This window comes from Actinoplanes sp. NPDC049265 (assembly GCF_043197135.1).
In the GTDB taxonomy this organism is placed as follows: Bacteria; Actinomycetota; Actinomycetes; order Mycobacteriales; family Micromonosporaceae; genus Actinoplanes.
Map to the genome: position 1 here is coordinate 218,035 of NZ_JBICSP010000013.1, position 26,723 is coordinate 244,757.

At 73.5% G+C, this 26,723-nt stretch carries 24 protein-coding genes; 19 read left to right on the forward strand and 5 right to left on the reverse strand.

The window, feature by feature from the left end; genetic code table 11:
* Positions 1-46 precede the first annotated feature (46 nt).
* The 8 genes from ACGFIO_RS28735 (at position 47) to ACGFIO_RS28770 (ending at position 9,306) form a co-directional block, all read left to right on the forward strand.
* Positions 47-838 carry a TIGR03084 family metal-binding protein gene (locus tag ACGFIO_RS28735; RefSeq protein ID WP_392830347.1) on the forward strand — a complete coding sequence of 264 codons (792 nt, stop codon included), beginning with the start codon at positions 47-49 and terminating at the stop codon, positions 836-838.
* A 71-nt stretch (positions 839-909) separates the two neighbouring features.
* Positions 910-2,253 carry a carotenoid oxygenase family protein gene (locus ACGFIO_RS28740; RefSeq protein ID WP_392830348.1) on the forward strand — a complete coding sequence of 448 codons (1,344 nt, stop codon included), beginning with the start codon at positions 910-912 and terminating at the stop codon, positions 2,251-2,253.
* A gap of 3 nt (positions 2,254-2,256) precedes the next feature.
* Complete coding sequence (locus tag ACGFIO_RS28745) at positions 2,257-3,603, forward strand: MFS transporter (RefSeq protein WP_392830350.1); 1,347 nt, start codon at positions 2,257-2,259, stop codon at positions 3,601-3,603.
* Between the two features lie 5 nt (positions 3,604-3,608).
* Complete coding sequence (locus ACGFIO_RS28750) at positions 3,609-4,163, forward strand: TetR/AcrR family transcriptional regulator (protein WP_392830351.1); 555 nt, start codon at positions 3,609-3,611, stop codon at positions 4,161-4,163.
* Between the two features lie 59 nt (positions 4,164-4,222).
* On the forward strand, positions 4,223-4,624 hold the full coding sequence (locus tag ACGFIO_RS28755; RefSeq protein WP_392830353.1) for a VOC family protein: 402 nt from the start codon (positions 4,223-4,225) through the stop codon (positions 4,622-4,624).
* Between the two features lie 57 nt (positions 4,625-4,681).
* A complete protein-coding gene (locus ACGFIO_RS28760) occupies positions 4,682-5,230 on the forward strand; it encodes a hypothetical protein (RefSeq protein ID WP_392830355.1) in 549 nt (182 codons plus the stop codon).
* 65 nt (positions 5,231-5,295) lie between these two features.
* Positions 5,296-8,499, forward strand: a complete 3,204-nt coding sequence (locus ACGFIO_RS28765) for a hypothetical protein (protein WP_392830356.1) — start codon at positions 5,296-5,298, stop codon at positions 8,497-8,499.
* Positions 8,500-8,742: 243 nt separating this feature from the next.
* Entirely contained in the window at positions 8,743-9,306 is a 564-nt protein-coding gene (locus ACGFIO_RS28770; protein ID WP_392830357.1) for an RNA polymerase sigma factor, read from the forward strand.
* Between the two features lie 258 nt (positions 9,307-9,564).
* Here the strand turns inward: ACGFIO_RS28770 and ACGFIO_RS28775 are convergent, their stop codons facing one another.
* Genes ACGFIO_RS28775 through ACGFIO_RS28790 form a run of 4 tightly spaced genes read right to left on the reverse strand, consistent with a single transcriptional unit; the run spans position 9,565 to position 14,557 of the window.
* Positions 9,565-11,289, reverse strand: coding sequence for a tannase/feruloyl esterase family alpha/beta hydrolase (locus tag ACGFIO_RS28775; RefSeq protein ID WP_392830358.1), 1,725 nt, complete (start codon positions 11,287-11,289; stop codon positions 9,565-9,567).
* A gap of 31 nt (positions 11,290-11,320) precedes the next feature.
* Positions 11,321-12,928 carry an ATP-binding cassette domain-containing protein gene (locus tag ACGFIO_RS28780; protein ID WP_392830360.1) on the reverse strand — a complete coding sequence of 536 codons (1,608 nt, stop codon included), beginning with the start codon at positions 12,926-12,928 and terminating at the stop codon, positions 11,321-11,323.
* Positions 12,925-14,001 (reverse strand): FecCD family ABC transporter permease, encoded by a 1,077-nt coding sequence (locus tag ACGFIO_RS28785; RefSeq protein ID WP_392830361.1) that lies wholly within the window; start codon positions 13,999-14,001, stop codon positions 12,925-12,927. The genes ACGFIO_RS28780 and ACGFIO_RS28785 overlap by 4 nt, the downstream gene beginning before the upstream one ends.
* Positions 13,979-14,557, reverse strand: a complete 579-nt coding sequence (locus ACGFIO_RS28790) for an ABC transporter substrate-binding protein (protein ID WP_392830362.1) — start codon at positions 14,555-14,557, stop codon at positions 13,979-13,981. The genes ACGFIO_RS28785 and ACGFIO_RS28790 overlap by 23 nt, the downstream gene beginning before the upstream one ends.
* Positions 14,558-14,820: 263 nt before the next feature.
* On the opposite strand from ACGFIO_RS28790, the gene ACGFIO_RS28795 reads away from it, so the two are divergent.
* The 7 genes from ACGFIO_RS28795 to ACGFIO_RS28825 all read left to right on the forward strand — a co-directional run bounded on the left by ACGFIO_RS28795 (position 14,821) and on the right by ACGFIO_RS28825 (position 21,494).
* Positions 14,821-15,369 carry a sigma-70 family RNA polymerase sigma factor gene (locus ACGFIO_RS28795; RefSeq protein ID WP_392830364.1) on the forward strand — a complete coding sequence of 183 codons (549 nt, stop codon included), beginning with the start codon at positions 14,821-14,823 and terminating at the stop codon, positions 15,367-15,369.
* A 161-nt stretch (positions 15,370-15,530) separates the two neighbouring features.
* Positions 15,531-16,130, forward strand: coding sequence for a DJ-1/PfpI family protein (locus ACGFIO_RS28800; protein WP_392830365.1), 600 nt, complete (start codon positions 15,531-15,533; stop codon positions 16,128-16,130).
* Positions 16,127-17,086 (forward strand): ABC transporter substrate-binding protein, encoded by a 960-nt coding sequence (locus tag ACGFIO_RS28805; protein ID WP_392830366.1) that lies wholly within the window; start codon positions 16,127-16,129, stop codon positions 17,084-17,086. Before ACGFIO_RS28800 ends, ACGFIO_RS28805 begins: the two co-directional genes overlap by 4 nt.
* Positions 17,083-18,153 carry a FecCD family ABC transporter permease gene (locus ACGFIO_RS28810; protein WP_392830368.1) on the forward strand — a complete coding sequence of 357 codons (1,071 nt, stop codon included), beginning with the start codon at positions 17,083-17,085 and terminating at the stop codon, positions 18,151-18,153. The genes ACGFIO_RS28805 and ACGFIO_RS28810 overlap by 4 nt, the downstream gene beginning before the upstream one ends.
* Positions 18,153-18,929 carry an ABC transporter ATP-binding protein gene (locus ACGFIO_RS28815; RefSeq protein ID WP_392830369.1) on the forward strand — a complete coding sequence of 259 codons (777 nt, stop codon included), beginning with the start codon at positions 18,153-18,155 and terminating at the stop codon, positions 18,927-18,929. The genes ACGFIO_RS28810 and ACGFIO_RS28815 overlap by 1 nt, the downstream gene beginning before the upstream one ends.
* Complete coding sequence (locus ACGFIO_RS28820) at positions 18,919-19,884, forward strand: GlxA family transcriptional regulator (protein ID WP_392830370.1); 966 nt, start codon at positions 18,919-18,921, stop codon at positions 19,882-19,884. The genes ACGFIO_RS28815 and ACGFIO_RS28820 overlap by 11 nt, the downstream gene beginning before the upstream one ends.
* Before the next feature lie 89 nt (positions 19,885-19,973).
* Positions 19,974-21,494 carry a PepSY-associated TM helix domain-containing protein gene (locus tag ACGFIO_RS28825; RefSeq protein WP_392830371.1) on the forward strand — a complete coding sequence of 507 codons (1,521 nt, stop codon included), beginning with the start codon at positions 19,974-19,976 and terminating at the stop codon, positions 21,492-21,494.
* A gap of 144 nt (positions 21,495-21,638) precedes the next feature.
* Here the strand turns inward: ACGFIO_RS28825 and ACGFIO_RS28830 are convergent, their stop codons facing one another.
* Complete coding sequence (locus tag ACGFIO_RS28830) at positions 21,639-22,217, reverse strand: copper resistance protein CopC (RefSeq protein ID WP_392830373.1); 579 nt, start codon at positions 22,215-22,217, stop codon at positions 21,639-21,641.
* Between the two features lie 258 nt (positions 22,218-22,475).
* On the opposite strand from ACGFIO_RS28830, the gene ACGFIO_RS28835 reads away from it, so the two are divergent.
* Genes ACGFIO_RS28835 through ACGFIO_RS28850 form a run of 4 tightly spaced genes read left to right on the forward strand, consistent with a single transcriptional unit; the run spans position 22,476 to position 26,620 of the window.
* The gene (locus ACGFIO_RS28835) at positions 22,476-24,449 is read left to right on the forward strand and encodes a cytochrome c oxidase assembly protein (RefSeq protein ID WP_392830374.1); all 1,974 of its coding nucleotides are present in this window, start codon (positions 22,476-22,478) and stop codon (positions 24,447-24,449) included.
* The gene (locus tag ACGFIO_RS28840; RefSeq protein ID WP_392830375.1) at positions 24,446-25,018 is read left to right on the forward strand and encodes a hypothetical protein; all 573 of its coding nucleotides are present in this window, start codon (positions 24,446-24,448) and stop codon (positions 25,016-25,018) included. Before ACGFIO_RS28835 ends, ACGFIO_RS28840 begins: the two co-directional genes overlap by 4 nt.
* Positions 24,942-25,490: a copper chaperone PCu(A)C gene (locus ACGFIO_RS28845; protein ID WP_392830376.1), complete on the forward strand. Its 549-nt coding sequence runs from the start codon at positions 24,942-24,944 to the stop codon at positions 25,488-25,490. Before ACGFIO_RS28840 ends, ACGFIO_RS28845 begins: the two co-directional genes overlap by 77 nt.
* Positions 25,487-26,620, forward strand: a complete 1,134-nt coding sequence (locus tag ACGFIO_RS28850) for a Dyp-type peroxidase (protein ID WP_392830378.1) — start codon at positions 25,487-25,489, stop codon at positions 26,618-26,620. Before ACGFIO_RS28845 ends, ACGFIO_RS28850 begins: the two co-directional genes overlap by 4 nt.
* Positions 26,621-26,723: the final 103 nt, after the last annotated feature.

Consider the following 26,723-nt stretch of genomic DNA (forward strand, 5'->3'; position numbering starts at 1 on the left):
CGCGTTGACGACTCCCCTGCCGCGGACCTGCTGAAGGAGGCCGGCGATGCCCGTCTCCGTCGGCGATCTGATCGCCGATCTGCGCGCCGAGACGCTCGACCTGCGGGCGCTGCTGGACCCGCTCGACGACGCCGCGTTCGCCGCGCCCACCCCGGCGGCCGGGTGGACGATCCGCGACCAGGTGACCCACCTCGCCTTCTTCGACGACGCCGCCGTGCTGGCGGTGGCCGACGGCGATCGTTTCCGGACCGAGGCGGCCGAGCTCATGGCCGCGGGCATGGACTTCCCCGACCGGATCGCCGCCGGCCACGCCCACCTGACCGCCGCGGCGGCGCGGGACTGGTTCGCCACCGCCCGGACCGCGCTGCTCGACGTCTACGGCGGCCTGCCGGCCCGGACGCGGCTGCCCTGGTTCGGCCCGGACATGAGTGTGGCCTCGGCGCTGACCGCCCGGATCATGGAGACCTGGGCGCACGGTCAGGACGTGGCCGATGCCCTCGGCGCCGGGCGGACACCCACCGACCGGCTCCGCCACATCGCCCACCTGGGCGTCTCGACCCGCGGCTTCAGCTATGCGCTGCGCGGACGGACCACCCCCGACGCCGGCGTACGGGTGGAACTGCGGGCGCCGTCCGGCACCGGCTGGACGTGGGGCGATCCGGGCGCGGCCGACCGGGTCATCGGGCCGGCGCTGGACTTCTGCCTCGTCGTCACCCAGCGCCGCCACGTCGACGACACGACGCTGACGATCGAGGGCGACGCCGCCGCCGAGTGGATGTCGATGGCTCAGGCGTTCGCCGGCGCGCCCGGCCCCGGCCGCGCACGGCGTACCCCCTGACTCTGAATGTTTGGAGTCAGCTCCGGGCCGGGCATGGTGAGTGTGAGGACACACTCACTATCGGAGGAACCGTGAGCTACCAGCCGTACATCAGTGACCACTACCTGCCCGTCCCCGACGAGATCGAAGGGACCGACCTCAAGATCAGCGGTACCGTGCCGCCCGAGCTGAACGGTCGCTACCTGCGAAACGGCCACAACCCCAAACCCGGCATCACCCCGACACACTGGTTCCGGGGCAGCGGCATGCTGCACGGCGTGGAACTGGCCGGCGGCCAGGCCCGGTGGTACCGCAACCGGTGGGTACGCACGCCGGCCCTCGACGGCGCCCCGCTGGTACGCCCGGACGGCTCGGTCGACCTGACCGCCAGCGTCGCCGGCACCCACATCATCGAGCACGGCGGCCGGCTGCTGGCCCTCCAGGAGGCCAACCTGCCCTTCGAGGTCACCCCCGGCCTGGACACGGTCGGCCCGTTCGACTTCGGCGGCAAGCTCACCTCGGCCATGACGGCCCATCCCAAAGAGGATCCGGACAACGGGAACCTCTACTTCTTCAGCTACTCCCCCTTCCCTCCCTACCTGACGTACCTGGTGGCCGACGCCACCGGGACGATCGTGCGCAGCGACGTCGTGCCGGGCGCCGGCCCCAGCCTCATGCACGACTTCGCGATCACCGAGACCAAGGTCGTCTGGCTCGACCTGCCCGTGGTGTTCGACCAGGCCGAGACCTCCGGCATCCCCTACCGGTGGCACGACGACTACCCGGCGCGGATCGGCGTGATGGCGCGGGACGGATCCGTCGACGTCACCTGGATCGCGGTCGAGCCCGCCGCCGTGCTGCACACCACCAACGCGTACGACGGCCCGGACGGCACAGTCGTCCTGGAGGGCCCGCGCTACGACCGGGCCGGTTGGGAAACCTCGTGGAAGTGGTGGGTCGGCTCGCCCGGCTGCCCCGACGTGCCGGTCACCGGCGCGACCGCCACCCGCTGGATCCTCGACCCGGCCCGCGGCACCGCCCGGAGCACCGACCTCGACGACCTGTCCACCGACTTCCCGACGATCAACAACGACCGGCTCGGCCGGGCCAGCGCGATCAGTTACCACGCCGGCTTTCCCGGGGCCGGTCTGCACGAGTACGCCCTGGTCAAGCTCAACACCACCACCGGCGAGCGGATCGTCCACCCGGCCGGGCCCGGTCGCCAGCCCGGCGAGGCGGTGTTCGTGCCGGCCGCGAACGGCATCGCCGAGGACGATGGCTGGCTCCTGACGATCGTCAGCGACCTTCGCGAGGACGCCTCCGAACTGCTCGTCCTGGACGCGCACGATCTGTCCGTGACGGCGTCGGTCGCGCTGCCCCGGCGGGTACCCAGCGGCATCCACGGTTCCTGGATCCCGGACTCGCGGATCGGCTGACCCATGACCGGCGTACGCGAAACCACCGGACGCGCCGCCTGGGCCGCGCTCACCTTCCTCGCCGCGGCCCAGTTCCTCGTCGTTCTCAGCACCTCGATCGTCAACATCGCACTGCCGCAGCTCCGCGAGGGCCTGAACCTGTCGGCCTCGGGCCTGGCCTGGGTGGTCAACGCGTACGTCCTGGTCTTCGGGGCCCTGCTGCTGCCCGGCGGCCGGATCGCCGACCTGGCCGGCCGCCGGCGGGTCTTTCTCGGCGGGCTCGCGCTGTTCACGGTCGCTGTGGCGGTCGCGGGCCTGGCCGGCTCCGGCGCCGTACTGATCATCGCCCGGGCCGTGCAGGGCATCGCGGCCGCACTGCTGGCCCCGGCGGCCCTGGGCCTCGTGCTGGCCACCTTCCCGCCGGGCCGGGAACGCGGCCGCGCGCTCGGCGTGTGGGGTGCGGTGTCCGGGGCCGGCGGCGCCGCCGGGGTGCTGCTCGGCGGCGTCCTGACCCAGGCGTTCGGCTGGCGTGGCATCTTCCTGGCCACCGTCCCGCTCGGCATCGTGGTGCTGGCCGGCGCGGCCCGCACGGTGCGCTCCGACCGGTCCGAACCCGGGCGTCGCCTCGACCTGCCCGGCACTGTCGCGCTCACCGCGGGGCTGCTTCTGCTCACGTACGGGGTCGGCGGCGTGCCCGCGGCCGGGCCCACGGTGGCGTTGATCGCCGGGGCCGTGCTGCTGGCCGGGTTCGTCGCGTGGCCGGCCCGCGCGGCCGAGCCGCTGATACCCCTGCGCGTCGTCCGGATCCGCGCGGTGGCCGGCGCGAACCTGACCATGCTGCTGCTCGGCGCGGTCTGGATCGGCCTGTTCTACGTGCTGCCGCTGTATCAGCAACAGGTGTTGCACTACTCACCGCTGCGGGCCGGCCTGACGCAGCTGCCGATGGCCATCATGATCATGCTCAGCTCCTCGGTCACACCCGGTCTGGCCCGGCGTTTCGGCCCCCGGGTCACGCTGCTCGGCGGATTCGCGCTGCTCGGCGCGGGTCTGCTGTGGCTCTCCCGTACGCCGGCCGACGCCGGCCTGTTCCTCGACCTGATCGCGCCGACGTTGCTCATCGGCCTCGGCCTGGGCACGGCGTTCGTTCAGCTCACCGGCCTGTCGGCCAGCGGGGTCGAGCCGGCCGACTCCGGGCTGGCGGGCGGTCTCATCAACGCCACCCGCCAGGTCGGCGGCGCCGTCGGCCTCGCCGCCCTGACCGTGCTGGGCGGTTACGGTCCCCCGTTCGTGGTCATGGCCGCCCTCAGCGCCGCCGCCCTCCTGGTGTCTGTCGCCGTCATTCGGCAGCACCCCGAGGACCGGCTACGCTGAGTCACGTGCCTAACAGCAATAGATCGACCGGTGCCGCTCGCCGCGAAGAGGTGCTCGACGCCGCCGTAACGGTCTTCGCCGCACGTGGCTACCACGGCGCCAGCGTCCAGGACGTGGCCCGGCGGGCGGCGATTTCCGAACCCTACGTCTATCGCCTGTACGGCAACCGCGAGAAGTTGTTCACCGAAGCCATCGCGCACGCGTTCCGGCTGATCAGCCAGGCCTTCCACGAGGCGGCGGAGAAACGCGGCACGGCCACCCCGCAACAACTGCTGGATGCCATGGCGGAGCGTTACGTCGAGTTGATCGCCGACGGCCGCCTGCTCCGCGTGCAACTGCACGCCCAGGCGGCCGCCGCGGCCGAACCGGCGATCCGCACCGTGGTCCGGGCCGCCTACCGCGACCTGGTCACCGATGTCGCCCGCTGGTCCGGCGCCGAGGACGGCCCGGTCCAGATGTTCTTCGCCCGGGGCATGTTGTGCCACCTGGTCGTCTCGATCGGCATCGAGGACGACGACGACGCCTGGGCCGGCATTCTGAACGCTGGTATCCGACACTGACGGCCCTTCCGGGTCATTCGAGTTGCCGTACCGGCGTCGGCTCTGCTGGGCTGGGGTGCGTGACCTCGTTCATCTCGCACACCACCGTGGACTGCACCGACGCCTACACCCTGTCGAAGTGGTGGGAGAAGGCCCTCGACTACCGGGAGAACCCCGACGACCCCAACCGCCCCGGCGACGAGGAATGCCCGATCTTCTCGGCCGACGGCCGGCACTCGGTGCTGTTCATCGAGGTGCCCGACGCCAAGCAGGTCAAGAACCGCATCCACTTCGACCTGCGCCCGGTCGAGGGCGCCCGCGACAAGGAACTGAACCGCCTCCTCGAGCTCGGCGCCACCCAGGTCAGCGACCTCCGCAAACCCGACGGCAGCGGCTGGGTGGTGCTGGCCGACCCGGAGGGCAACGAGTTCTGCATCCTGCGCAGCCACCAGGAACTCGCCGCGGCCGCCGCCCAGGGTTGACGCCGCATCAGGCCTCGACGCCGAAGTGCTTGTGGTGATGCCGGTAGCCTGAAGGCCGTGTCGCTCGACTTCCAGGCCCGCATCCGGCGGCCGCTGCCGCTGAGCGACCTCGTGACCGGCGCCCGCCGCGTCGAGGCCGACCTGCTCGGGCTGGCCGAGGTCCCGGCGCCCGCGCTGGTGGCCGGCCGCCGTCGCGAGTGGGGCCGGGTCGTGGATCCCGGCCGGCCACTGGACCAAGCCGGCCTGCGGTCCACGCTGGTCGGGCCGGGCGTCCCCGATCCGCTGGTGGAGGCGGTCGGCGCGGCCGCGGAGCCGCTCGTGGTGATCCTGCCGACCGCGGCCGGTGGCGGCGGCCTGGTGTTCAGCCCGGCCCGGCGGGCCGCGGCCGTGGTCACCGGCCTGGCCCTGGCGCTGGCGGCGGCGATCGCCGGTGGCGGCCGGTTCGTCGACGACGACCTCCAGCTCGTGGCCACGACCGGCGGCGATGGCGACCCGGAGTCCTTCATCGCCGCCACCCGGCTGCCCACCCGCGACGGCGGCGTCGCCGAGGCCGCGCGCGTCTACCTCGGACAGTTCGAGCACGTCGCCGGCTGGCACCTGACCTGATCGGTCAGGAATCCGTGTCTTTTCACCGATAGTGATCATTCCGGTACGACGGGTACGGTCGCGCCGTGGACCGCCGGGCCGACACCGCAGCGGACCGCGACGGCACGCCGGCCGCGAAACCGCGGAGCGGACGGACGCCCGCCGCCGGCCCGATGAGCGCCGTGCTCGCACTACAGCGTGCCGCCGGGAACCGCGCGGTCACCGGACTGATGGGCGGGGCCGGCGCGGGCGGCGGCGCCGGCGCGATCAAGCCCAGCACCCTGGCCGGTGACGTGGCCGCCCTGGCGGCCGGCATGACCACCGCGCATCAGCAGGCCGGCGAGGGGGCGGGCGCTCTACTGACGGCGGCATCAGCACCCGCGGGCCTGCCCGTGACCCCGGAGCCCGACCTGGCCGAGCCGCCCGCACCGGCGGTCGCCGGACCGGGAGGCGCGGCGCCGCCGATCCCGGCCGCCGACGGCGACAGCCTGGCCACCGGGCCCACCACCGCCGGGCTGGCCGCCCGCGAACAGGTCGAGGGCGCTGCCGTCGACGCCGCCGGGCAGGACGCGGCCGGGCAGGCCGACGCAATGCGGATCGGCCCGCTGGGCGCGCCCGCCGCGATCGGCGCGCTCACCACCGGCCCACTGCCCTCCGCCCCCGCGCCGGCACCCGACCTGGCCGGTCTGCCGGCCCTGGAACCGGCCGTGGCGCGCGTGCTCGACCGTGGGTTCGGCGGCCGGCTGGCAGCCGCCGCCGGTGCCGCCCAGCAGCAACGGGACGCGGCCGTCGCCGAGCACACGCGAGCGACCGGCGACGCCCGGGCCGCGCACGACGAGGCCGTCGACACGGAACAGGAGGCGGTCGGCGGCGAGGCCCGGGACCTCGGCACCCGGACGGCCGGCGAGGTCGCCGAACACCGGCTCGCGTGGCGGGCCGAAGGCGGCCGCGTCACCGCCGCCGCCCGCGGCGAGCTGCGTACCCTGCGGGCGGGCGCGGGCGCCGACATCGAGCAGCAGGCCGGCGCGGCCAACTCCGAGGCCACGTCGATCATGTCGACCGCCCGCAGCGAGGCGCAGGCCCCGGCGGCGGCGCCGGTGCAGGCGGTGCAGCGTTCCCTGTGGGGCCGGATCAAGGGCGCGGCCGGACGAGCGGTGGGCGCGGTGCGCTCGGGCCTGTCCGCGGTGGCGTCGGCGGCACGGTCGGTGCTGGACGCGGCCCTCAACCGGGTACGCGGCCTGTTCGACCGCGTCCGCCAGGCCATCGCCGACCGCGTCGCCCGGTTCGTGGACGCCGCCCGGGAGATCGCCGGGCGGGTCGGCGCGCGCCTGGCCGGCGCGGCCCGCGCCGCCGTCGGGGCAATCCGGCGGGCGGTCGCCGCGGCCCGGGCCGCGCTCGGCCGGCTCGTCGACCGGCTGCGTGACCTCGCGGCCGGCGCGCTGCGGGCCCTGTGGTCGGCGCTGCGGACGGCCGGCGGCTGGCTGCGGGACCGGCTGGGCGGGCTGGTGCGCGGGCTGATCGCGGCCGGTCGCGCGGTGCTGGCGTACGCCGGGAAGGTCCGCGAGTTGCTGCGGGTCACCGGCAGCAAGGTGCTGTCCGGGATCGCGCGGGCGGTCAAGGACCCGGGCGCCTTCGTCGCGCCGTACCGGGCCCAGGTCGGCGCCATGATCGCCACGGTGCCGGCCAAGGCCGAGCAGATGTACGGCGAGCACGTGGCGCCCCTGTTCGGCGGCGGACGCGACGAGACAGCCGCGGCGCCGGGCGGCCGGCATACGGTCCAGCGCCAGGAGGCCACGCCCGTGCCCGCCCGGCAGCAGGAGGCGGCATCGCCGTCGCACGGAGACATCCTGTGGGAGTTCCTGAAGGCGCGGCTGTCCTATCTGGCCGGCAACTGGGGCAGCGTCATCCTCAACGTACTGCTCGAGATCTTCGTACCGTTCGTCTCGCTCTACCGGCACCTGCCGCCGATGCTCAGCGCCGCCGGGCAAGCCTTGACGGACCTGTTCGCGGGCCGGTTCAGTGACGCCGTGGACGCCGGCCTGCGCGCCGCCCGCGAGCTCATGGCCATCCTGTCCACGCTGTTCGCCCAGCTGTCCATCGCCGCGTTCATCGCCGGGTCGATCCTCGGCACCCCGATCGTCGGCGAAGGCGCCATGCTGGCCGTCGGCCTCTCGCTGCTGGCCGCCGACGTGGTCGTCCAGGTGGCCAGCATCGCCAAGGCATGGTCCAACCTGGGCCGCCCGGGTCGCACGACCGAGCAGCTCGGCGACGACTACGGGGTGATGGCCGACTCGGTGATCTCACTCGGCATCACGCTCGCGCTGGTGCTGATCGCCGCGGTCGGCCAGAAGCTGGCCAAAGTCTTCGTGGCCCGCTTCCCCCGGGCGGCCGGAGCGCTGGCCGCCGTGCGGGAACGGATCAAGCTGCGGGCCCGGGCCGCGGCCGGGCTGCCGAACCCCCCGCCGACCACCCGGCCGGTGGTGGACACCCCGAGCGCGCCGCCGGTCGCACGCGAGGCGGTCGAATTCCAAGGGCGGGCCCGGCTGTCCGCGAGCGATCAGGCGGCGTTCGACCGGTTCATCGCCGGCCAACGCGCCGCCGGCAAGCTCACCCCCGAGTTCGAGGCGCGGCTCAAGGCCATGTCGCCGGACGAGCTGCGCCGGGTGGCCGCCCGGGAAATCGGCAAGCAGCCGGACGTCGCGGACGCCCAGGCGGCACAGGACCGGGCCAACGCCACCAACCGCTCTAACCCACTCGACCCGGTGATGGCACACTCCCAGGACGCCGGCGGCAACGTGCGGATCCGCTACAACGAGGTGCCACCGTCGGCCACCGAGATCAGCCAGGCCCAGGGCATCGCCCGGGCCACCGGCGAGCCGGTCGAGCTGTTCGGCGACGGCTTCGGCGGCATCGACGGTACGATCGGCCGGCCGCCACGCCCGCTGCAGCTCAAGGGGCCGCCGCAGGCCGGCCGGGCGGGCACGGCAGCGGTGTACGAGTCCGCGGTGGTCGCCCGCGAGAAGGCGGTCCGGTTCGGCTTCCGGGACGTCGAGACGCACATCACCGCGCCCAACGTGACCCGGGCCGAGGTGGCCGCGGAGTTCGCCCGGCAGGGCAACCCCGGCGCGTACATCGGGGGCGGGGCCGTACGCCGGGTGATCGTCTATTGCAAGAACGGCGAGATCTACGTGCCGCCGAGCACCGCTGTCGTGCCGCCGCCGATCCACGTCGACAGCGGCAACGAGCAGCAGCGCACACCCGCCGGCACCGGCGCGGCACCGGGCGGATAGCAGGCGGCCCGCGAACAACACGTCCCGACTCACATATTCGTTGCACACTCGGCCTCGCAACATGCACTGAAGAGCCGAAGCACTATCGCCGCCGCGGAACCTTTAGGGGACAGCGCCGTCCACCCGGACCTCCGCAGTGGCTCCACCGTTCCTGCTATGCACCGGCACGACCGCTGATGGGACTTCGGCGTCCAACGACGCACGCCTGAGATCCGTCGAGCGGCCAGGAAGGATCCGAGTGCGTTGACCTCCCGCCGATCCGGGCCCACGGTCGAGCCCGCCTTCGAAAAGTACTTTCATGACGATTTTCCGCGGGTGGTGGCATTCCTCCGCGCGGCTGGATTCTCCGCCCTTGACTCCGAAGACGCCGCGTCCGAAGCCATGACGTCGGCCTACTCCGCCTGGACAAGCATCGAACACCCGGCCTCCTGGATACGCACGGCCGCCTATCGCGTGGCCTTACGCACCTGCCGCCGACAACGCGAGGAACTGCCCCGGGCGGTCAGGGGTGGCTGGGGCCACGAACGCAACGACCACCCACACGACGACATCGACAGCCGCGACCGCCTGGTGCGCTGGCTGAAGCACCTGCCGGACAAGCAGCGCACCGTCATAGCCCTGGAACTGGACGGCTTCGACGACGCCGGCATCGCCGGCATCCTGGGCATCCAGCCGAGCACCGTGCGATCCCACCGCCGCCACGCCTACGAATCCTTGAAGGAGGTGATCGAAAACGAGCCGGAACCTCCTCGCCGCCCTCCGACAGGCCCACGAAGACCACATAGACCTGGTGGCGAGCACCATTGACGTGGCCGGCGCCCTCCAAAAGGTGCTGGCCAGCAGCCGCGCGCCTTCCGCGGAACCGCCGGCCCCAGATCAACCAACCACCGACCTGGACGCCCGCCAGTGAGGCTTCCACGATGATCCTGACCTCTACCGCCGACCCGCGACGAACACCTACCTAGGTCACCGCCCAGCTGATCCCGGTGCCCGTCGGGAGCTGAGTCACCGTCGCGTCGGGGTTGGTGTGGGGTTTGCCCGGCGGGGCGAGCACCGGCGCGACACCTACCGGCTCGAGCCCGGCTTTCGGGCCGGGGTGCAGGACCAGTGGCCGTTGTGCCAGCCGCAGGTCTGCTCGTAGCCGGAGCGGAACGACCCGAGCCAGGCGATGTCGTCGGAGTAGCGCGTGGGCGGAGCCGCGGGGGCGAAGTTGGCGGCGTCGTCGGTGCTGCCGCTCCCGTCGTAGCGTGCGACGGCCGGATAGGGATAGACCGGCCGCGTGCGTACCACATCATCGTCCTGGCGTTTCGTGGCGACGAGCCGGTCGGGGGCCACACCGTGCTCGACCCAGGCGAGAACGGGGGTGAGCGCGTCGATCGCGTCCGGCCCCTGCCCGGCACCGCAGTGGGCGACACCGGGCAGCATGAACAGGCGGGCGAATTGTTGTGTGGCTTCTCTGCCGCCGATGCGCTCGGTGAGGGCGTGGTAGTACGCGATCGTCCCGTACGGAGAGATCGCCGGGTCGGCCCAGCCGTGCCAGAGGATGAGCTTTCCGCCGGCGGCGCGGAAGGCCGTCAGGTCGGGGTCGCTCGCGTCGTAGATGCCGGCCCGCTGGTAGATCTCACGGAACGTCGCCGAGTCGTAGAGCAGGTCGCGCAGGGTCGCCGACGGCCGGGCGGACGGGTAGGCGAGGTACTTCAGCGCGTTCGTGGCGTTGCCCTCGGCCACGGCTGGGGCACCGGCGGCGGTCGGGGTGACCCAGCGAGCCCAGTTCGCTTCCGAACCCACGGGCTCACCACCGGGGTACATCCGCCGGCCGCGCTCGTCGCGTGGTCCGTCGTACAGCTTGCGTACGGCGTCGATCTGCGCGTCGGTGAGACAGCCGGCGCTGTCGCTCCCGGCCGCGCAGCGCAGGCTCCGCGGATCGAACTCGCAGGCGCGAGGGTCGTCGATCTGGCCGTCGGCCAGGCCGTCCCGTGCGTCGCACTCGCGCAGGACGGCGGCGTGCAGGGCGGGAAGTTCGGCGGCGGTCAGGATGGGCCGGCCCAGCGCGTCGGTGTTGGCGGTGGCGTGCCAGCCCGTGGACCACACGATGAGCGACGTGAGCAGCGACGCGGGGGCGCCGGCGACGATGCCGTCGAAGTCGTGCGGGTAGCGCTGCGCCTCGGTCAGGCCCTGGTGGCCGCCCTGCGAGCAACCGTCGAAGTAGGAGTAGCGCGGGCCCTGCCCGTAGTAGAGGGCGATGAGCCGCTTGGCGACGAGCGCGACGACGTGGTCGGCCCGATAGCCGAAGTCGGCCCGGAGCTGCGGGTCGGCGCCGAAGGTGGCGTCGAAGCCGGAGACGCCGGCGTGGCCCTGGTTGGTGGTGGCCAGGGCGAAGTCGCCGCGGGTGAGCGGCACGCATCCGTCGGCCGCGTCGGCGAAGAAGTCGATGTTCCCGCACAGCGACGCGCACCCGAGCTGCAGATAGCGCTGCCGCCACGTCTTCGTGGGGAGGAACACGTCGAACTGGATCTGCGGCGCCACGGTTCCCTTGACCTCGCACGCCGCCGAGCCGTCGGGCGAGGTCGCCTCGGTCGCGGACCCGATGACCGCCGGGGCGCCGGGCGTACCCGACAGATCCTGGCCGGCGAGGGTCGCGCAGCCGACCGTCGGCAGAACCACGGGAGGGCCGGAGGATGAGGTGGGCACCACCCGGGCCACGGCCTGGGCACCGCCGACCGTCATGAGGACGGCGAGCACGACCGCCGGCGCACCGACTCCGGTCCGGCCCTGTACACGTAGGCGCATGTGTGTCCCTCCGACGAACGCGGAGAGTCCATTATGGCCGGGCCGCGCCGCTGAACCGTTCCGGCGCGGCCTGGTACTGCTCCCGGCACCAGTCGCCGCAGAAGGACGAGGTGGTCGGCATGTCGCAGACCGGGCACGCGGGCTGTTCCGGTGAGCTCATCGAGGCGAACTCCGCGTTGCTGCCGGGATGCGTCCAGCCAGTGCCCTGGTATTCGAGGTAGGTGGCGGTCCGCTGGGCGACGGCCCGGCCGAAGTAGCGTTCGACGATCCGCAGGGCCAGGTCGGTGCCGGAGGTGAGCCCGCCGGCGGTGGCGATCGGGCCGTCCTCGACGAAGCGCACCCCGCGGACGACCTCGACCTCGGGAAACAGTGCCCCGAGCGCCTTGTAGGCGGCGTGGTGGGCCGTCGCGGTCCGGCCGTCGAGCAGGCCGGCCCGCCCGAGCACGAAGGACCCGTTGCAGACCGACATGGTGACGGCGGCGTCGTGGTGGACGCGCCGCAACCAGTCCAGAGCCTCGGGGGCGATCTTCTCCATGTCGACGGCCGGGACGACCACGATGTCCGGTGCGGGTGCGCTTTCGAAATCGTGTCCGGGTACGAGGACCATGCCGCCGGAGACGCGGACGGGATCGGTCGTCGCCGCCACCGTGTAGAGCGTGAACGGGTGGGGCCGGTCGTCGAGCTGGGCGTACTCGAACACGCCCCAGGGGCCGGCGAAGTCGACCAGCTCGGCCTGGGACGAGAGGAGGAACGCGACGGTGATGGCGCCGGTCGCGGGCGGGTCGAGCGGTGCGGTGAGCCGGGCGTCGGGGACGGGCTCGTCGAAGGTGTCGTGAGTGCTCACGTTGGTCGTCCTTTCGGGACCGGGCCGGGCCGCGGCCGTCGCGAACGCGAAGTGCGGACGGCCGGTGAGGGGATGGGTGAGGACGGCCGCGCGTACGCCGAAGACCTCGGCCAGGCGTTCGGGCGTGAGTACGGCGACGGGCCGGCCGGCCGCGACGACCCGCCCGTGCTCCAGCAGCACCACGGCGTCGCAGTAGGCCACCGCGTGGTCGAGGTCGTGCAGGGCGGCCACGGTGGTGAGCCGGAGCTCGCGGATCAGGTCCAGCAGTTCGAGCTGCGCGCCGATGTCGAGGTGGTTGGTGGGTTCGTCGAGCAGCAGGACGGGCGCGTCCTGGGCCAGCGCGCGGGCGAGCAGGACCCGCTGGCGTTCGCCGCCGGACAGCGTGGCGAACCGCCGGTGCTCGGCCCACGCGATGCCGGCCCGCTCCAGCGCCCCGTCCACAATGGCGCGGTCGGCCGCGCTCTCGCGCACGAGCAGCCGCTGGTGCGGGATCCGGCCCATGCTGACGATGTCGCGGACGCTGTAGTCGTTGTCCAGCTCCTGGTCCTGCGCCACCACGGCCCGTAGCTGCCCGGCCCGGCGCGCGGGGACCCGCCAGACGTCGTCGCCGCCGATGAGCACCGCGCCCTGCCGCGGGCGGATGATCCGGTACAGGCAGCGCAGCAGGGTGCTCTTGCCCGACCCGTTCGGCCCGACCAGCCCGGTGACCCGGCCGGTGGCGGCGTCGAATGAGACATCGTCGAGGATCGGCGTGCCGTCGATGCTCACCGAGACACCGGTCGCGATGACCCTCATTGGACCGCACCGGACCGGCGGCGCAGCAGCCACAGGAAGAAGGGCGCGCCCAGGGCCGCGGTGAAGATACCGATCGGCAGCTCGTTGGGCCGGTCCAGCGTGCGCGAGAGCAGGTCGACCAGGATCAGGAACACGGCACCGACCAGCAGCGACACCGGCACCAAGCGCCGGTGGTCGGGCCCGACGAGCAGGCGGACCGCATGCGGCACGAGCAGCCCGACGAAGCCGATGCCCCCGGCCACGCTGACGATCGTCGCGGTCAGCAGCGAGGCGGCGGCGAGCAGCCCGAGCCGCAGCCGGTTGACGTCGATGCCGAGCCCGGCCGCCGACGTCTCGCCCATCGTCAGCGCGTTCAGCCGGCGCCCGTCGGACAGCAGCCAGAACAGGCCGCAGGTCAGGGCGAAGGCCGGCGCCGGCAGGTCGCCCCAGGACGCCGTGGCCACCGAGCCGAGCAGCCAGAACATGATGGCCCGCAGGTCGGTCGGGCTGGCCTGCAGCTGGATGTAGCTGGTGACGGCCGAGCCCAGGTAGCTGATCGCCACACCGGCCAGGATCAGCCGGCCGGGCGCGACCCGGCCGGCCCGCTGCGCCAGGCTCACGACCAGCGCCACGCTGGCCAGCGCCCCGGTGAACGCCGCGCCGGCCACGCCCAGGCCGGCGATCACGGCGGGCGCGAAGGTCAGCGCGAGGACGGCGCCGACCGAGGCGCCCGAGGAGATGCCGAGCAGATAGGGATCGGCGAGCGGGTTGCGTACCAACGCCTGAAGGCAGACCCCGGCGATGCTCAGGCCCGCGCCGGCCACTCCGGCCAGCAGCACCCGCGGCGTGCGGAAGTCCCACACGATCTGGTCGTAGAGCAGGCTGCGCTCGGTGTCCCCGGGCGTGAGATGGGCCCACGTCACCGCGACCACGTCACCGAGCGGCACCGGGACCGTTCCGACGGCGATCGCGACCGCCGCGGCCAGCCCGAGGGCGCCGGCCAGGAGAACGATCAACAGCGGAAAGGCACTGTCGGGTACGAGGTGCGGGCCGCCGGACGGCCGGGTCCGCTCAGCCGGCGGCGCGGACGACATCGCTGATCCGCTTGACCGCGACCGCGTTCAACGGCCCGAGGTAGAAGCTGTCGGAGACCGAGGTGTACGTCTTGGTCCTCGACGCCGGCCATCGCGGGAACTGCGCGAACAACTTCGCGGCGTACTTGTCGGCGTTGTCGTCCGGCTGGTACAGCCCGACCACCAGGACGTCGACGTCGGCGGCGGCGAGGGCCTCGACGTTGATCGCGCCGAGTTGCTGGTCGCTGAGTCCGCCGAACGCGTTGACGCCGCCGGCCCGGTTGACGATGTCGTCGAAGATCCCGCCACCGAACACCGCCGGCACCGTGAGCCCCATCGCCATCGACATGCCCGGGTACGCGACCAGCACCCGCTTGCGTTCGCCGGGCGGCGGCGGGAAGGCGGCCAGCGAGGCGCGTGCCTCGCGCACGATCTGCGCCGCCCGGCCCTGGACGTCGAAGATCACCCCGAGCTGGGTCAGCAGGTCGAACGACGACTCGACCGACCGGTTGGCGTACGTCGTCACGTCCCCGGGCCGCGGCGAGACCGCGCCGTTCGCGCAGTTGGACGGCGTCACGAAGCTGTTGATGCCGGCCTTGGCCAGCGCATCACCGGTCTACCGGTTCGTGCCATCGGAGGACTCGCAGTTCTGCCGTAGGTCCACGCCGGAGGATTCCGGGGCGCGCGCCGGCGTGCGTCCACTCAGGGGAAAATCAGGCGGCCGACATCAGAGATAGTCGCCGCCTCCCTCTCGATGGTTCCCGTGAATTGCCGCGACCCGAAACGGCCTCCCTGGAACTTTCCCGGCTTCCGGGGCGACCACTGGGCGTGGCACCCCCGATGGACGACTCGGACCTGCTCGCGCTGGCGTTCGCCGCCGGACGCGGCGACCACGATGCCGTGACCGGCCTGATCCGGGCCACCCAGCGGCAGGTCCACCGGTTCGTGGTGTCGCTCAACGGCCTCGACGACGCCGAGGATCTGACGCAGGAGACCTTTCTGCGGGCGATGCGGGCGTTGCCGGCCTTCGCCGGGCGGTCGTCGGTCCGGACGTGGCTGTTCGCCATCGCCCGGCGTACCGTGGCCGACCATCTGCGCCACCTCTACCGCCGGCCGCCGCAAGCCGCCGTGCCCGACTGGGTGGCCGTGGCCGAGTCGGCCGGACGGCACGCCCGGATCCGTTTCGACGACCATCACGCGCTGGTCGACCTGCTCGACCGGCTGCCGCCGGACCGGCGCGAGGCGTTCGTCGTCACCCAGGTGCTCGGCCTGTCTTACGCGGAGGCGGCCGAGGTCTGCGGCTGCCCGGTCGGCACCATCCGCTCCCGGGTGGCCCGCGCCCGCGAGGACCTGATCGCCGCCCTCGGGCAGGACCGCGCGGCCGGATGAGAGGTGCGGGGAACCCGAGGGGCCGCGCCGGCGACTGATGTACGAGGTGCGGTGCGCCCGGCGGCGTGGCGCGAAGCGGGCGCAGGTTGGCCCGCGGACCACTCCCCCGCGACCGACGCGAGCCGGTGGACTGATGTCCGGTGTCAGCCGAGGAGGTTTGCGTGCGGATAGACGTGGTGGTGTTCGACGGAGTGGACGACCTGGATGTGATCGCCCCGTACGAGACGTGGTCGATGGCCCGGCGGGCCGGTGTGGACGTCGGCGTGCGGCTGGTGTCCGCGAGCGGCACACCGCAGGTCGATACCGCACACGGGCTGCGCCTCGGGCCGGTCCAGCCGTGGTCCCCGGTGGACGCCGACGTCCTGCTCGTGCCCGGAGGCGGCGCCGGCGCCGGGCGGGCGGCCGGGGTGGCCGCCGAGTTGGGCACCGGCCGCCTGCCCGACGCGTTGCGGGCGGCCGTACGCCCGGGCCTGATCCTGGCCTCGGTCTGCACCGGGGCTCTGCTGCTGGGCGCGGCCGGGCTGCTGACCGGGCGCCCGTGCACCACCCACCACCGGCTGGCCGGCCGGTTGTCCGAGGCCGGCGGGAAACCGGTCGACGCTCGCGTGGTCGACGACGGCGACCTGGTCACCGCCGGCGGCATCACCTCCGGCTTCGACCTGGCCCTGTGGCTGCTGGAACGCTTCCACGGCGCCGAGGTCGCGACCCGGGTCGCGGACGGCCTGGAATACGAGCGCCGGGGCGAGGTGTGGCGGTCGTGAGGCGCGCTCTCACCGCCGCTGTGCTGGTGCTGGCGCTGGCCGGCTGCGGCACCGGCGCACCGGCCGCGCCCGAGGCCGGCATGGCCGTGGCCGACTGCGCGGGCCGGGACGTGATGTTCCCCGAGGCGCCGGAACGGGTCGTCGTCCTCGACGGATACGCCGCCCAGTCGATGGTCCGCCTCGGGCTCGGCGACCGGATCACCGCGGTCGGGTTCACCGCGCCGTTCTCGGTCGAGAAGGGCCCGATCCGGGCCGAACTGGCCCGGCTGCCGGTGCTGACGGCCGGCTCGATCCCGGCGACCGAGCTGGTCGCCGCGCAACGACCCGATCTGGTGATCACCTCGGCCGAGACCTTCGGCGGGGCGCCGGGCAGCCCGAAGGAGTCCGATCTGGCCACGATGAACGCCAAGGGGCTGGCCGCCTGCGTCCCGGACGGGCCGCTGACCAGCCTGCGACCCGCGTACGACTTCCTGCTCAGGATCGGCCGGGTGTTCCGGGTCGAGCAGCGCGCCGAGCAGCTCGTCGCCGAGCTCCAGGCCCGCGAGCGGGCGGTGACGGCCCCGGCCGGGCCGAAGCCGACGGTGCTGATCCTGCCGGACAACCCGGTGGCCGGGCAGCCGGTGCCGACCTCGAGCCCGTCGACCATCCCGAGCGGCGTGGTCACCGCGGCCGGCGGCGTGAACGTCTTCGCCGACGTCACCGGCACCCGCGTGCAGGTGTCGCCGGAGCAGATCGTCGAACGCGACCCGCAGGTCATCGTCGTGGTCACCGACTACAGCTTCGTCAAGCTGAAAGGGCGGGCGCTGGTCGACTCCATCCGGGCCAACCCGTTGCTGGCCCACACGTCCGCGGTCCGCGACGGCCGGGTGCTGTCGGTGTCGCAGTTCCTGACCCAGTTCCCCAGCCCGCTCAACGTCGACGCGCTCGAGCAGGTCGCGGCCGGGTTGCGCCCGTGAGCGTCGCCGTCCCGAGCGCCCGCGGCCGTGTCCGGGCCGCCGTCGTCCCGTACCCGCTGATCGTGGGTCTGCTGGGTGTGGCCGTGCTGCTGTCGGTGGTGGTCGCGACCGGTGTCGGGCCGGTGCGGGTGCCGGCCGGCGAGGTGGGGCGGATCCTGGTGCACCACCTCGCCGGTGGTGGCGACACGACGGCGAACGCGGACCTGATCGTGTGGCGGCTGCGGTTCCCACGGGTGCTGCTCGGCGCGGTCGCCGGGGCCGGGCTGGCGCTGGCCGGCGCGGTGGTGCAGAGCGTGGTCCGCAATCCGGTCGCCGACCCGTACCTGCTGGGCCTGTCCTCGGGCGCGTCGGTCGGCGCCGTCGCGGTGATCACCACCGGGGTGAGCGTGCTCGGCGCGCTGACGCTGCCGGTGGCGGCGTTCGCCGGGGCCGCCGGGGCGATGGCCGTGGTGCTGCTGCTGGCCCGGCACCGGGGCCGGCTGCTGCCTCTGCGGCTGATCCTGGTCGGGGTGACCTGCGGGCAACTGCTCGGCGGCGTCACGTCGTTCCTGCTGGTCAGCACCCAGAACAGCGCGGCCCAGCAGCAGATCGTCTTCTGGCTGCTCGGTGCCCTGTCCGGGGCGGGCTGGAACGTGCTCGCGGTCCCGGCGGCGGTCGTGGCCGGCGGACTGGTGCTGCTGACGGTCCGGGCGCGGCGGCTCAACGTGCTGGTGCTGGGCGACGAGGCGGCGGCCGCGCTGGGCGTCGACGCCAGCCGGTTGCGCCTCGAACTGCTCCTCGTGACGACCCTGCTGGTCGGCACGGTGGTGGCGGTGTCCGGCGGCATCGGGTTCGTCGGGCTGATCGTGGCCCATCTGGCCCGGATGCTGGTCGGCGCCGACCACCGCCGGATGCTGCCCGTCACCGCCGGGCTGGGCGCGTTGTTCCTGCTCTGGTCGGACGTGGCCGCCCGGACGCTGATCTCACCGGCCGAACTGCCGATCGGCATCCTCACCGCATTCCTCGGGGTGCCGTTCTTCCTGCTGGTCATGCACGCCCGGGGGCTGGCCGCGGACGGGGCGCCGTGATGCTGCGGGTGGAGGGGGTGTCGGTCACGCTGGGCCGGGCCCGGGTGCTCGACGACGTGTCGCTGACCGTGCCCGAGGGCGGGTTCACGGCGTTGCTCGGCCCCAACGGCAGCGGGAAGTCGACGCTGCTGCGCACGGTCTACCGGGCGCGCCGGCCGGACGCGGGGCGGGTACTGGTCGACGGCAGTGACATCTGGACCAGGCCGGCGGCGTGGTCGGCCCGCACCACCGGCGTGCTGACCCAGGAGAGCCACGCCGGCTTCGAGTTCACCGTCACCGAAACCGTCACCATGGGGCGTACCCCGCATCTGAAGAACCTGGACCGGCTCACCCGCACCGACCACGACGTGGTGGAACGGGCGCTCGACGCCACCGGCCTGACCGATTTCGCCGGGCGCCGCGTCGGTGAGCTGTCCGGCGGTGAACGGCAACGAGTGCTGCTGGCCCGCGCGCTGGCCCAGCAGCCCCGGATGCTCGTGCTGGACGAGCCGACCAACCATCTCGATGTACGCCACCAGCTGGAGATCCTGGAGCTCGTCCGGGGTCTCGGGGTGACTGTGGTCGCGGCCCTGCACGGCCTCGACCTGGCCGCCCGCTACGCCGGCACCGCGATCGTGCTCGACCGGGGGCGGGTCGTCGCCGCCGGCGCGCCGTCCACAGTGCTGACCCCCGGGCTCATCCGCGAGGTGTTCGGCGTGGCCGCGACCGTCGACCAGGCCGACGACGGGTTCCCGCGCATCACCACGCGACCGCTGAGGACCGGCCTTGTCCCGTGACGTCCACACCGTCGCTGTCCTCGCCCTCGACGGCGTCGTCGGGTTCGACCTGGCCATCCCCTGCCAGGTCTTCGGCAGCACCCGGCGGGCCGACGGCCGCCCACCCTACGAGGTGCGGGTCTGCGGGGTCCGGGACACGGTCCGGGCCAGCGCGTCGGGCACCGGCTACTACCGGATCCAGGCCCCGTACGAGCTGGAGGCGGCGGCCGACGCCGACACGATCGTGGTTCCCGGCGTGGCCGTGCCCCGGCGGGCCCCCGAACCGGTGCTGGCCCTGCTCCGGGCCGCGGCCGCCCGTGGCGCCCGTACCGTCTCGATCTGCACCGGGGCGTTCGTCCTGGCCCAGGCCGGCCTGCTCGACGGCCGCCGGGCCACCACCCACTGGGCCGCCGCCGCCGAACTGGCCGGCCGCCACCCTCGGGTCGAGGTCGACGCGGCGTCGCTCTACCTCGGCGACGGCCGGGTGTTCACCTCGGCCGGTGTCGCCGCCGGCCTCGACCTGTGCCTGCACCTGGTCCGCCGCGACCTCGGCGCCGCCGTCGCCGCCCGCACCGCCCGCGTCGTCGTGATGGCCCCCAGCCGCGACGGCGACCAGGCCCAGTTCATCGAGCACGCCCCGGCCGGCACCAGCGGATCCCTCGCCCCGACCCTGGCCTGGCTGGCCGAGCACGCCGCCGACCCCGTGACCCTCACCGACATCGCCCGCCACGCCCGGCTCAGCACCCGCACCCTGACCCGCCGCTTCCGCGAGCAGACCGGCACCAGCCCGCTCGGCTGGCTCCAGGAGCAACGCCTGCACCTGGCCCGCCGCCTGCTCGAGACCACCGACCTCCCGGTGGCCACCGTGGCCGCGCGCAGCGGGCACGGCTCGATCACCGCGCTGCGCGCCCACTTCCGGCGCCGCCTGCGCATCAGCCCCGACCACTACCGGCGCGGCTTCGGTGAGCGCCCCTGAACTTTTCGAGTGTCTCCGGGAACTAATCCGGCGCGGGCGCCGACCGATAAACCGATCACGCCGCCTCAGCACCGGATCGAGGAGACCCTATGTCCGCCACCGGCTTCGGCCCCTTGCTGCTGCGGCTGCACTTCTACGCCGGTGTCCTGGTCGCTCCGTTCCTGCTGGTCGCCGCGCTGACCGGGATCGCGTACGCGTTCACCCCGCAGATGGAACGCGCCTACTACGCCGACGAGTACGTCGTCTCCTCTCCCGGCGACGCCGTCAAGCCGCTGTCCGCGCAGCTCGCCGCGGCCCGGGCAAAACATCCCGAGGGCAGTGTCACGGCCATCCGCCCCGGCCGCGGCGAGGCCACCACCCAGATCGACTTCACCTCGCCCGAGCTCGACTCCGAACACGCCCACACCGTGTTCGTCAACGAATACACCGGCCAGGTCACCGGGCAACTCACCACCTGGTACGGCGAATCGCCGCTGCGTACCTGGTTCGACGACCTGCACACCAACCTCAACCTCGGCACCGCCGGCTTCTTCTACTCCGAGTTCGCCGCCAGCTGGCTGTGGGTCGTCGCCCTGGGCGGCGTCATCCTGTGGTTCCGCCGCCAGCGCGGCAAACGGATGCTGCGCCCCGATCTCAAGGCCAAGCGAGGGGTACGCCGAACCCGCAGCTGGCACGCCTCCACCGGCCTCTGGCTCTCCATCGGTCTGCTGTTTCTGTCGGCCACCGGCCTGACCTGGTCCAACTATGCCGGCGAGAACTTCGGCAACGCCGTCGACGCCCTGCACGGCAGCCGCCCCGCCGTCGACACCGAACTCGCCGCCGTGACCCCGGCTCCGGCCGGCGGCGGCCACCACGGCGGCGGTGCCGCACCCGCCGCCGCCGACACTCCCGCCGACCTGACCCAGATCGACAAGGTCTGGCAGGTCGCCGAGGCCAACGGCATCACCGGCAGCCCCGCCATCACCGTCCCGGCCGACAACCACACCGCCTGGAACATCACCGAGATGGGCGCCCGGTGGCCCATGCACCGCGACGGCATCGCCGTCGACGGCGCCACCGGCCAGGTCACCGACCGCATCGACTACGCCGACTGGCCGGTCATGGCCAAGCTGACCCAGATCGGCATCTACGCCCACATGGGCGACCTGTTCGGCCTGCCCAACCAGCTCCTGCTGGCCGCACTGGCGATCGGCCTGATCACGGTCATCGTCTGGGGCTACCGCATGTGGTGGCAGCGCCGCCCCACCCGCGACGGCACCCGCGCCCTCGTCGGCGCCCCGCCCGTCGGCCCCGGCGCCTGGCAGCAGCTGCCCACCTGGGCCATCGTCGCCGGCGTCCCGGTCGTGCTGGCGATCGGCTACTTCCTGCCGATGTTCGGCCTGCCGCTGGTCGCGTTCCTGGCCTTCGACCTGATCGTCAGCGCGGTCCGCGGCCGACGCCGCGGCGCGGCCATCCCGGTCTCCCCCGCACCGGCCGGGATGAAGGCGGTCTCCCCCACGCCAGCCGTCTCCCCCGCACCGGCCGAGGCCGAGACACTCGCGGCGGGCGAGGCGAAAACAGTCGCGGCGGGCGAGGTGAAGATGGTGGACAAGCAGGAGGCAGCGGGCTGACCCGCGGCCCGGGGCCAGCGGGCCGGCGGCTCAGGCGGCCGGCCCGGCGGTAGGCCGACAGGTCGGGCATCGTCGAACCGGACATCGTCGAACATCTCCTGACCGGGCCGCTGCGCGTCGAGCGGCCGCAACGATTTTCCGGTGCTACGCCTCGGCTCCGGCGCGGCGACGACCGCGCCGGTAGACGACCGCGGCGACCGCGATGAGCAGCAGCGCGGCGGCGACCAGGCCGATCAGCACCGGGACCGGAAGGCCGGACGACGACGCGGGCGGGGCGGCCGCGGCCGGGCCGGACACGGCGGGCGCGGCGGCCGGCGGCAGGGCCGGGTCGGCCAGGGTGAAGCGGTACGAGCCCTGCACGCTGTGCCCGTCGACCGAGACGACCCGGTACGCGACCGTGTAACTGCCGTTGGCCAGCGGCTGGGTCACCGGGACGACGCCGGTGGCACCGTCGATCACCGGCGTACCCGTGGCGACCCGCGCCCGGGCCGCGTCGCTGACCGCCACCGTGGTGAAGTCGGGGTTGAGCCGCTCGGTGAAGACCAGGCTGACCGAGGCCGGCGCGACCGTCAGCGTGGCGTCACCGGCCGGTGTGGACGAGACCAGCGCGTTGTGCGCGAGCGCGGGCGTGCCCGGCAGCAGCACGGCGCCGGCCACGGCCAGCCCCAGCATCACTCGTCCGACGCCGGCCACCGCTCGCCGATCGGTCCGCTCCACTGTCATGTCCCGCCCTTCGCTCCGGAGGTCTCCGGTCTTAGTCGGCCGCCGCGCCACGAAAGTTCCCGGGAGCCGGGCATCCGCCCGCTTCGCGGTGATCGGGCGCCGGACCGGACCCGGCGGGAACTTTCCGCCGCCTCCGGACGACGTTTGGTGGTGAGTGGGGCGGCGTACCTTCAAGGCTCCGAGCGCCGCCCCACCTGCCCGTCGCGGCGGAGGCGTGGATCACGCCGGGAACTTTTCGCCCACCCCGGACGACAGTTGGTGGTGCGCGCTGAATGGAGAACACCGTCGCTGGTCGCGGTGGTGACGGGTACGTCGTCCGCGGTGCTCGCCGCCGCCCTGGTGGCCGGCGGCGCGGTCGACGACACCGTGCTGCCGGGCATCCCCAACCCGGGACCGGTCACCGAGTGGGCCTTGCCGGCGGTCACCACGCTGGCCAACGCGGCCGGGGTGCTGGTCGTCGGCCTGACCGTGACGGCGGCGTTCCTGCTGCCGGGCGACGGTCCGAGCGTCGCCGCGCACGGCTGGCGGCTGTTGCGCCGGGCCACCTGGGCGGCGCTGCTGTGGGCGGCGGCCGCCCTGGCCTCGGTGGCGCTCACCGTCTCGGACGTGCTGGGCGTCCCGGTGGCACGGCTCAGCGAGGCCTCGGTGGTCAGCTTCGCGACCTCCATCGGGCAGGGGCAGGCGTTTGTCGTGCAGGCCGGGTTCGCGCTGCTGGTGGCCGTGCTGTCGCGGGCCGGGGTCTCTCGTGCGGTGGCCGCGGCGGCCGCGGTCGTCGCCGGGGCGGCGGTGCTGCCGCCCGCCTTCACCGGCCATGCCGCCTCGGCCGGCGACCATCAGCTCGCGGTCACCAGCCTGGCCCTGCACGTGTTGTCGGCGTCGCTGTGGGTGGGTGGTCTCGGTGGTCTGCTGGCGGTACGCGGGCATCGCCGTTTCGCGGACACGGCGGCCCGGTACAGCCGCCTCGCGCTGGCCTGTTTCGTGGTCGCCGGGTTCAGCGGGGTCGTCAACGCGGCGGTCCGGCTCGGTTCGTGGCCGGCCCTGGTGACGTCGCGGTACGGCGTACTCGTCATCCTGAAGGTCTTCGCGCTCCTGATCGTCGGCGTGATCGGGGCGGCTCATCGCGGCCGCACCCTCCCCGCCGTCCGCGGCGGGGCGCCGCACGCCTTCCTGCGCCTGGCCGCGGGCGAGCTCGTCGTGCTGGGCGCCACCGTCGGGCTGGCCGTCGCGTTGTCACGTACCCCCACGCCGAAGGACGACCCGCTCACCCGCCCGGATCCGCTGGTGGAACTGCTCGGCTTCACCCCGCCCGGTCCGCCCAGCGCCGCGACGATGCTGGGCAGCCCGCTACCGGACCTGTTCTTCCTGACCGCGGCGGTCGCCGGGATCGCCTTCTACCTCGTGGGCGTGCGCCGGCTGCGCCGGGCGGGCCACCACTGGCCGCTCGGGCGGACCGCCTCCTGGACCGGCGGGCTGGCGCTGCTCGCCGCCATCACCTGCCTGGGCGTCGCCAAGTACGCGCACATGCTGTTCAGCGTGCACATGGTGCAGCACATGGTGTTGTCCATGGCGGTGCCGGTCCTGCTGGTCGGCGGCGCACCGGTCACCCTCGCGCTGCGGGCCCTGCGACGGCCGGCCGACCCGCAGGTGCGCGGCGCCCGCGAGTGGCTGCTGATCGTCGTGCACAGCCGGGTGCTGCGGTTCTTCAGCCATCCGCTGGTCGCGCTGGGGATCTATGTGGTCAGTCTGTACGGACTGTATTTCGGCGGCCTGCTCGGCACGCTGATGCGTTACCACCTCGGGCACCTGGCCATGCTCGTCCACTTCGTACTCTCCGGCTACCTGCTGTTCTGGGTGCTGATCGGCGTCGACCCCGGCCGCCGCCGGCTGCCGTCACCGCTGCTGCTGGGTGTGCAGTTCCTGGCCATGGCGGCGCACGCGTTCTTCGGGTTCGTGCTGCTGCAGTCGACCACCGTGATCGGCGCCGACTGGTATCCGGCCGTACACCCCGCCTGGGCCTCCGACCTGCTCATCGATCAGCATCTCGGCGCCGGACTGGCGTGGGCGTTCGGCGAGATCCCGGGCGCGATCGTGGTGCTGCTCCTGATCCGGCAGTGGATCCGGGCCGACGAACGGGAGCAGGCCCGGTTCGACCGCGCGGCCGACCGCCTCGAGGCCAGGCCGCGCGACGCCGCGGGAACCGAACGGGCCGCGGCGTCGACTACCGATGCATGAGCACTGATCAGCGGCCCCGGCTGCGGCTGGTCCGCGACGACGAGCGGGCGCCGCGCCGGCGCGACCTCGTCCGGCGGGCGCTGGCCGCGGTGGCGGTGTCCCAGCTGGCGCTGGGCGTCGCTCAGATCGCCGGGGTGCACCTGCTCGACGCGGTCAGCGGCGAACACGTGCGCAACGAGTCGGCGGCCTGGAACGTCGCGCTGGGGCTGGCCCTGCTGGGCGTGGCCCGGGCCGGCCGCTGCTCCCCGGCCGTGCTGGCCGTCCTCACCGCGTTCGTCGCCATGCTCACCGTCCTCACCGTCACCGACCTGCTGGCCGGACAGGTCGGTCTCGCCCGCCTCAGCACTCACACGTCGCTGCTCGTCGGCTTCTTTCTGGTCGTACGCCTGACTCGCCGATCGACACCGGTCGAGGAAATGTCGCCGGGGCGGGGAACTCCGCCGGACCGGGCGGCGACAAACGAATCGCAGACCTCACAAAGGAACGGACTTCATGCGCACAAGCAAGCTGGCGACGATCGCCCTGACCGCCACGTTCGCCACCCTCGCCCTGACCGGCTGCGCCGGTGACACCACGGACGCCGCGAGTGGCGCCCCCGCGACCACGCCCTCCGCGGCCGCCGCGGCCCAGGCCCTGACCGTGAAGGACCCTTGGGTGAAGGCCTCCGGCGCCGGCGTGATGACCGCCGCGTTCGGCGTGCTGGTCAACGACACCGACGCCGACGTGACAGTGACCGGCGCCGAGTCACCGGCGTCCCCGATGGAACTGCACGAGATGACCATGAAGGACGGCAAGATGATCATGCGGCCCAAGGAGGGCGGCTTCGTCATCAAGGCCAAGAGCACCCACGAGCTCGGCCCCGGCGGCGACCACCTGATGCTGATGAAGCCGGCCGCGGCGATCGAGGCCGGCGACGAGGTCACCTTCACCCTGAAACTGGCCGGCGGCAAGACGGTGGACTTCAAGGCCATCGCCAAGCCGTTCGCGGGCGCGGGCGAGAGCTACGACCCGGGCATGAAGATGCCGGGCTCGCCCTCGTGACCACCCGGCGTGGGTTGCTGGCCGGCGGCGCTGCCGCCGGCCTCGCGGCCTCCCTCGTCCCGGGTTCACCCGCGTCCGCCGCTCCGGGTACGGGCGAGGCGGTGGTGCCGTTCCACGGCTCCCGGCAGGCCGGCGTCACGCAGGATCCGCCCGCGCACGCCGCGTTCGTCGCTTTCACTCTGGCCGCCGGAACGGACAAGCGCGGCCTCGGACGGATGCTGCGCCTGCTGACCGACGACGCCGCCCGCCTCACCCAGGGCCGGCCGGCCCTGGGTGACACCGACGCGCAGCTGGCGGTGCTGCCGGCCCGGCTGACCGTCACCTTCGGGTTCGGGCCGGGCCTCTACCGGCGGGCCGGAACGAGGTCACCGGTCGCCGACCTGCCCGCCTTCGCCATCGACCGGCTCGAGAGGCGCTGGTCCGGCGGCGACCTGCTGCTGCAGATCTGTGCCGACGACCCGCTGACCGTGACCCACGCCCAGCGCATGCTCATCAAGGACACCCGCCCGTTCGGGGCGGTGCGCTGGGTCCAGACCGGGTTCCGCCGCAGTCCTGGCGTGCAGGCGCCCGAGCACACCCAGCGCAACGTGATGGGCCAGCTCGACGGCACGGCCAACCCGCGCGGCGCGGTGATGGACGACGCGGTCTGGAACCCCGACAATTCCACCACCCTCGTGCTACGCCGGATCCGCGCCGAAATCGAGAAGTGGGACCTGCTCTCGGTCACCGACAAGGAGCTGTCGGTCGGCCGCAAGATGGACACCGGCGCCCCGCTCAGCGGCACCGCCGAACACGACGAGCCCGACTTCACCCGGCTCGACGCCTCGGGCCTGCCCGCGATGCCCGACTTCGCGCACGTCACCCGGGCCCATGTCAGCGAGCCGTCCCTCAAGATCCTGCGCCGCCCCTACAACTACGACGGCGCGCCCGACACGGCCGGGATCCCCGACGCCGGCCTGATCTTCGCCGCCTACCAGCGCGACATCGCCCGCCAGTTCGTACCCATCCAGAAACGCCTCGCCGACAAAGACCTCCTCAACGAGTGGATCACCCCGATCGGCTCGGCCGTCTTCGCCGTCCCGCCGGGCTGCGCCGAGGGCGGCTGGATCGGCGAGCGGATCCTCGCTTAGCCAGCGCCTCCCGCCCGTGACGCCTCCCGCCCGTGACGCCCCCTGCCCGCGGCGCCTCCCGCCCGGCGCCCCCTGCCCGCGGCGCCCCTGCCCGTGACGCCCC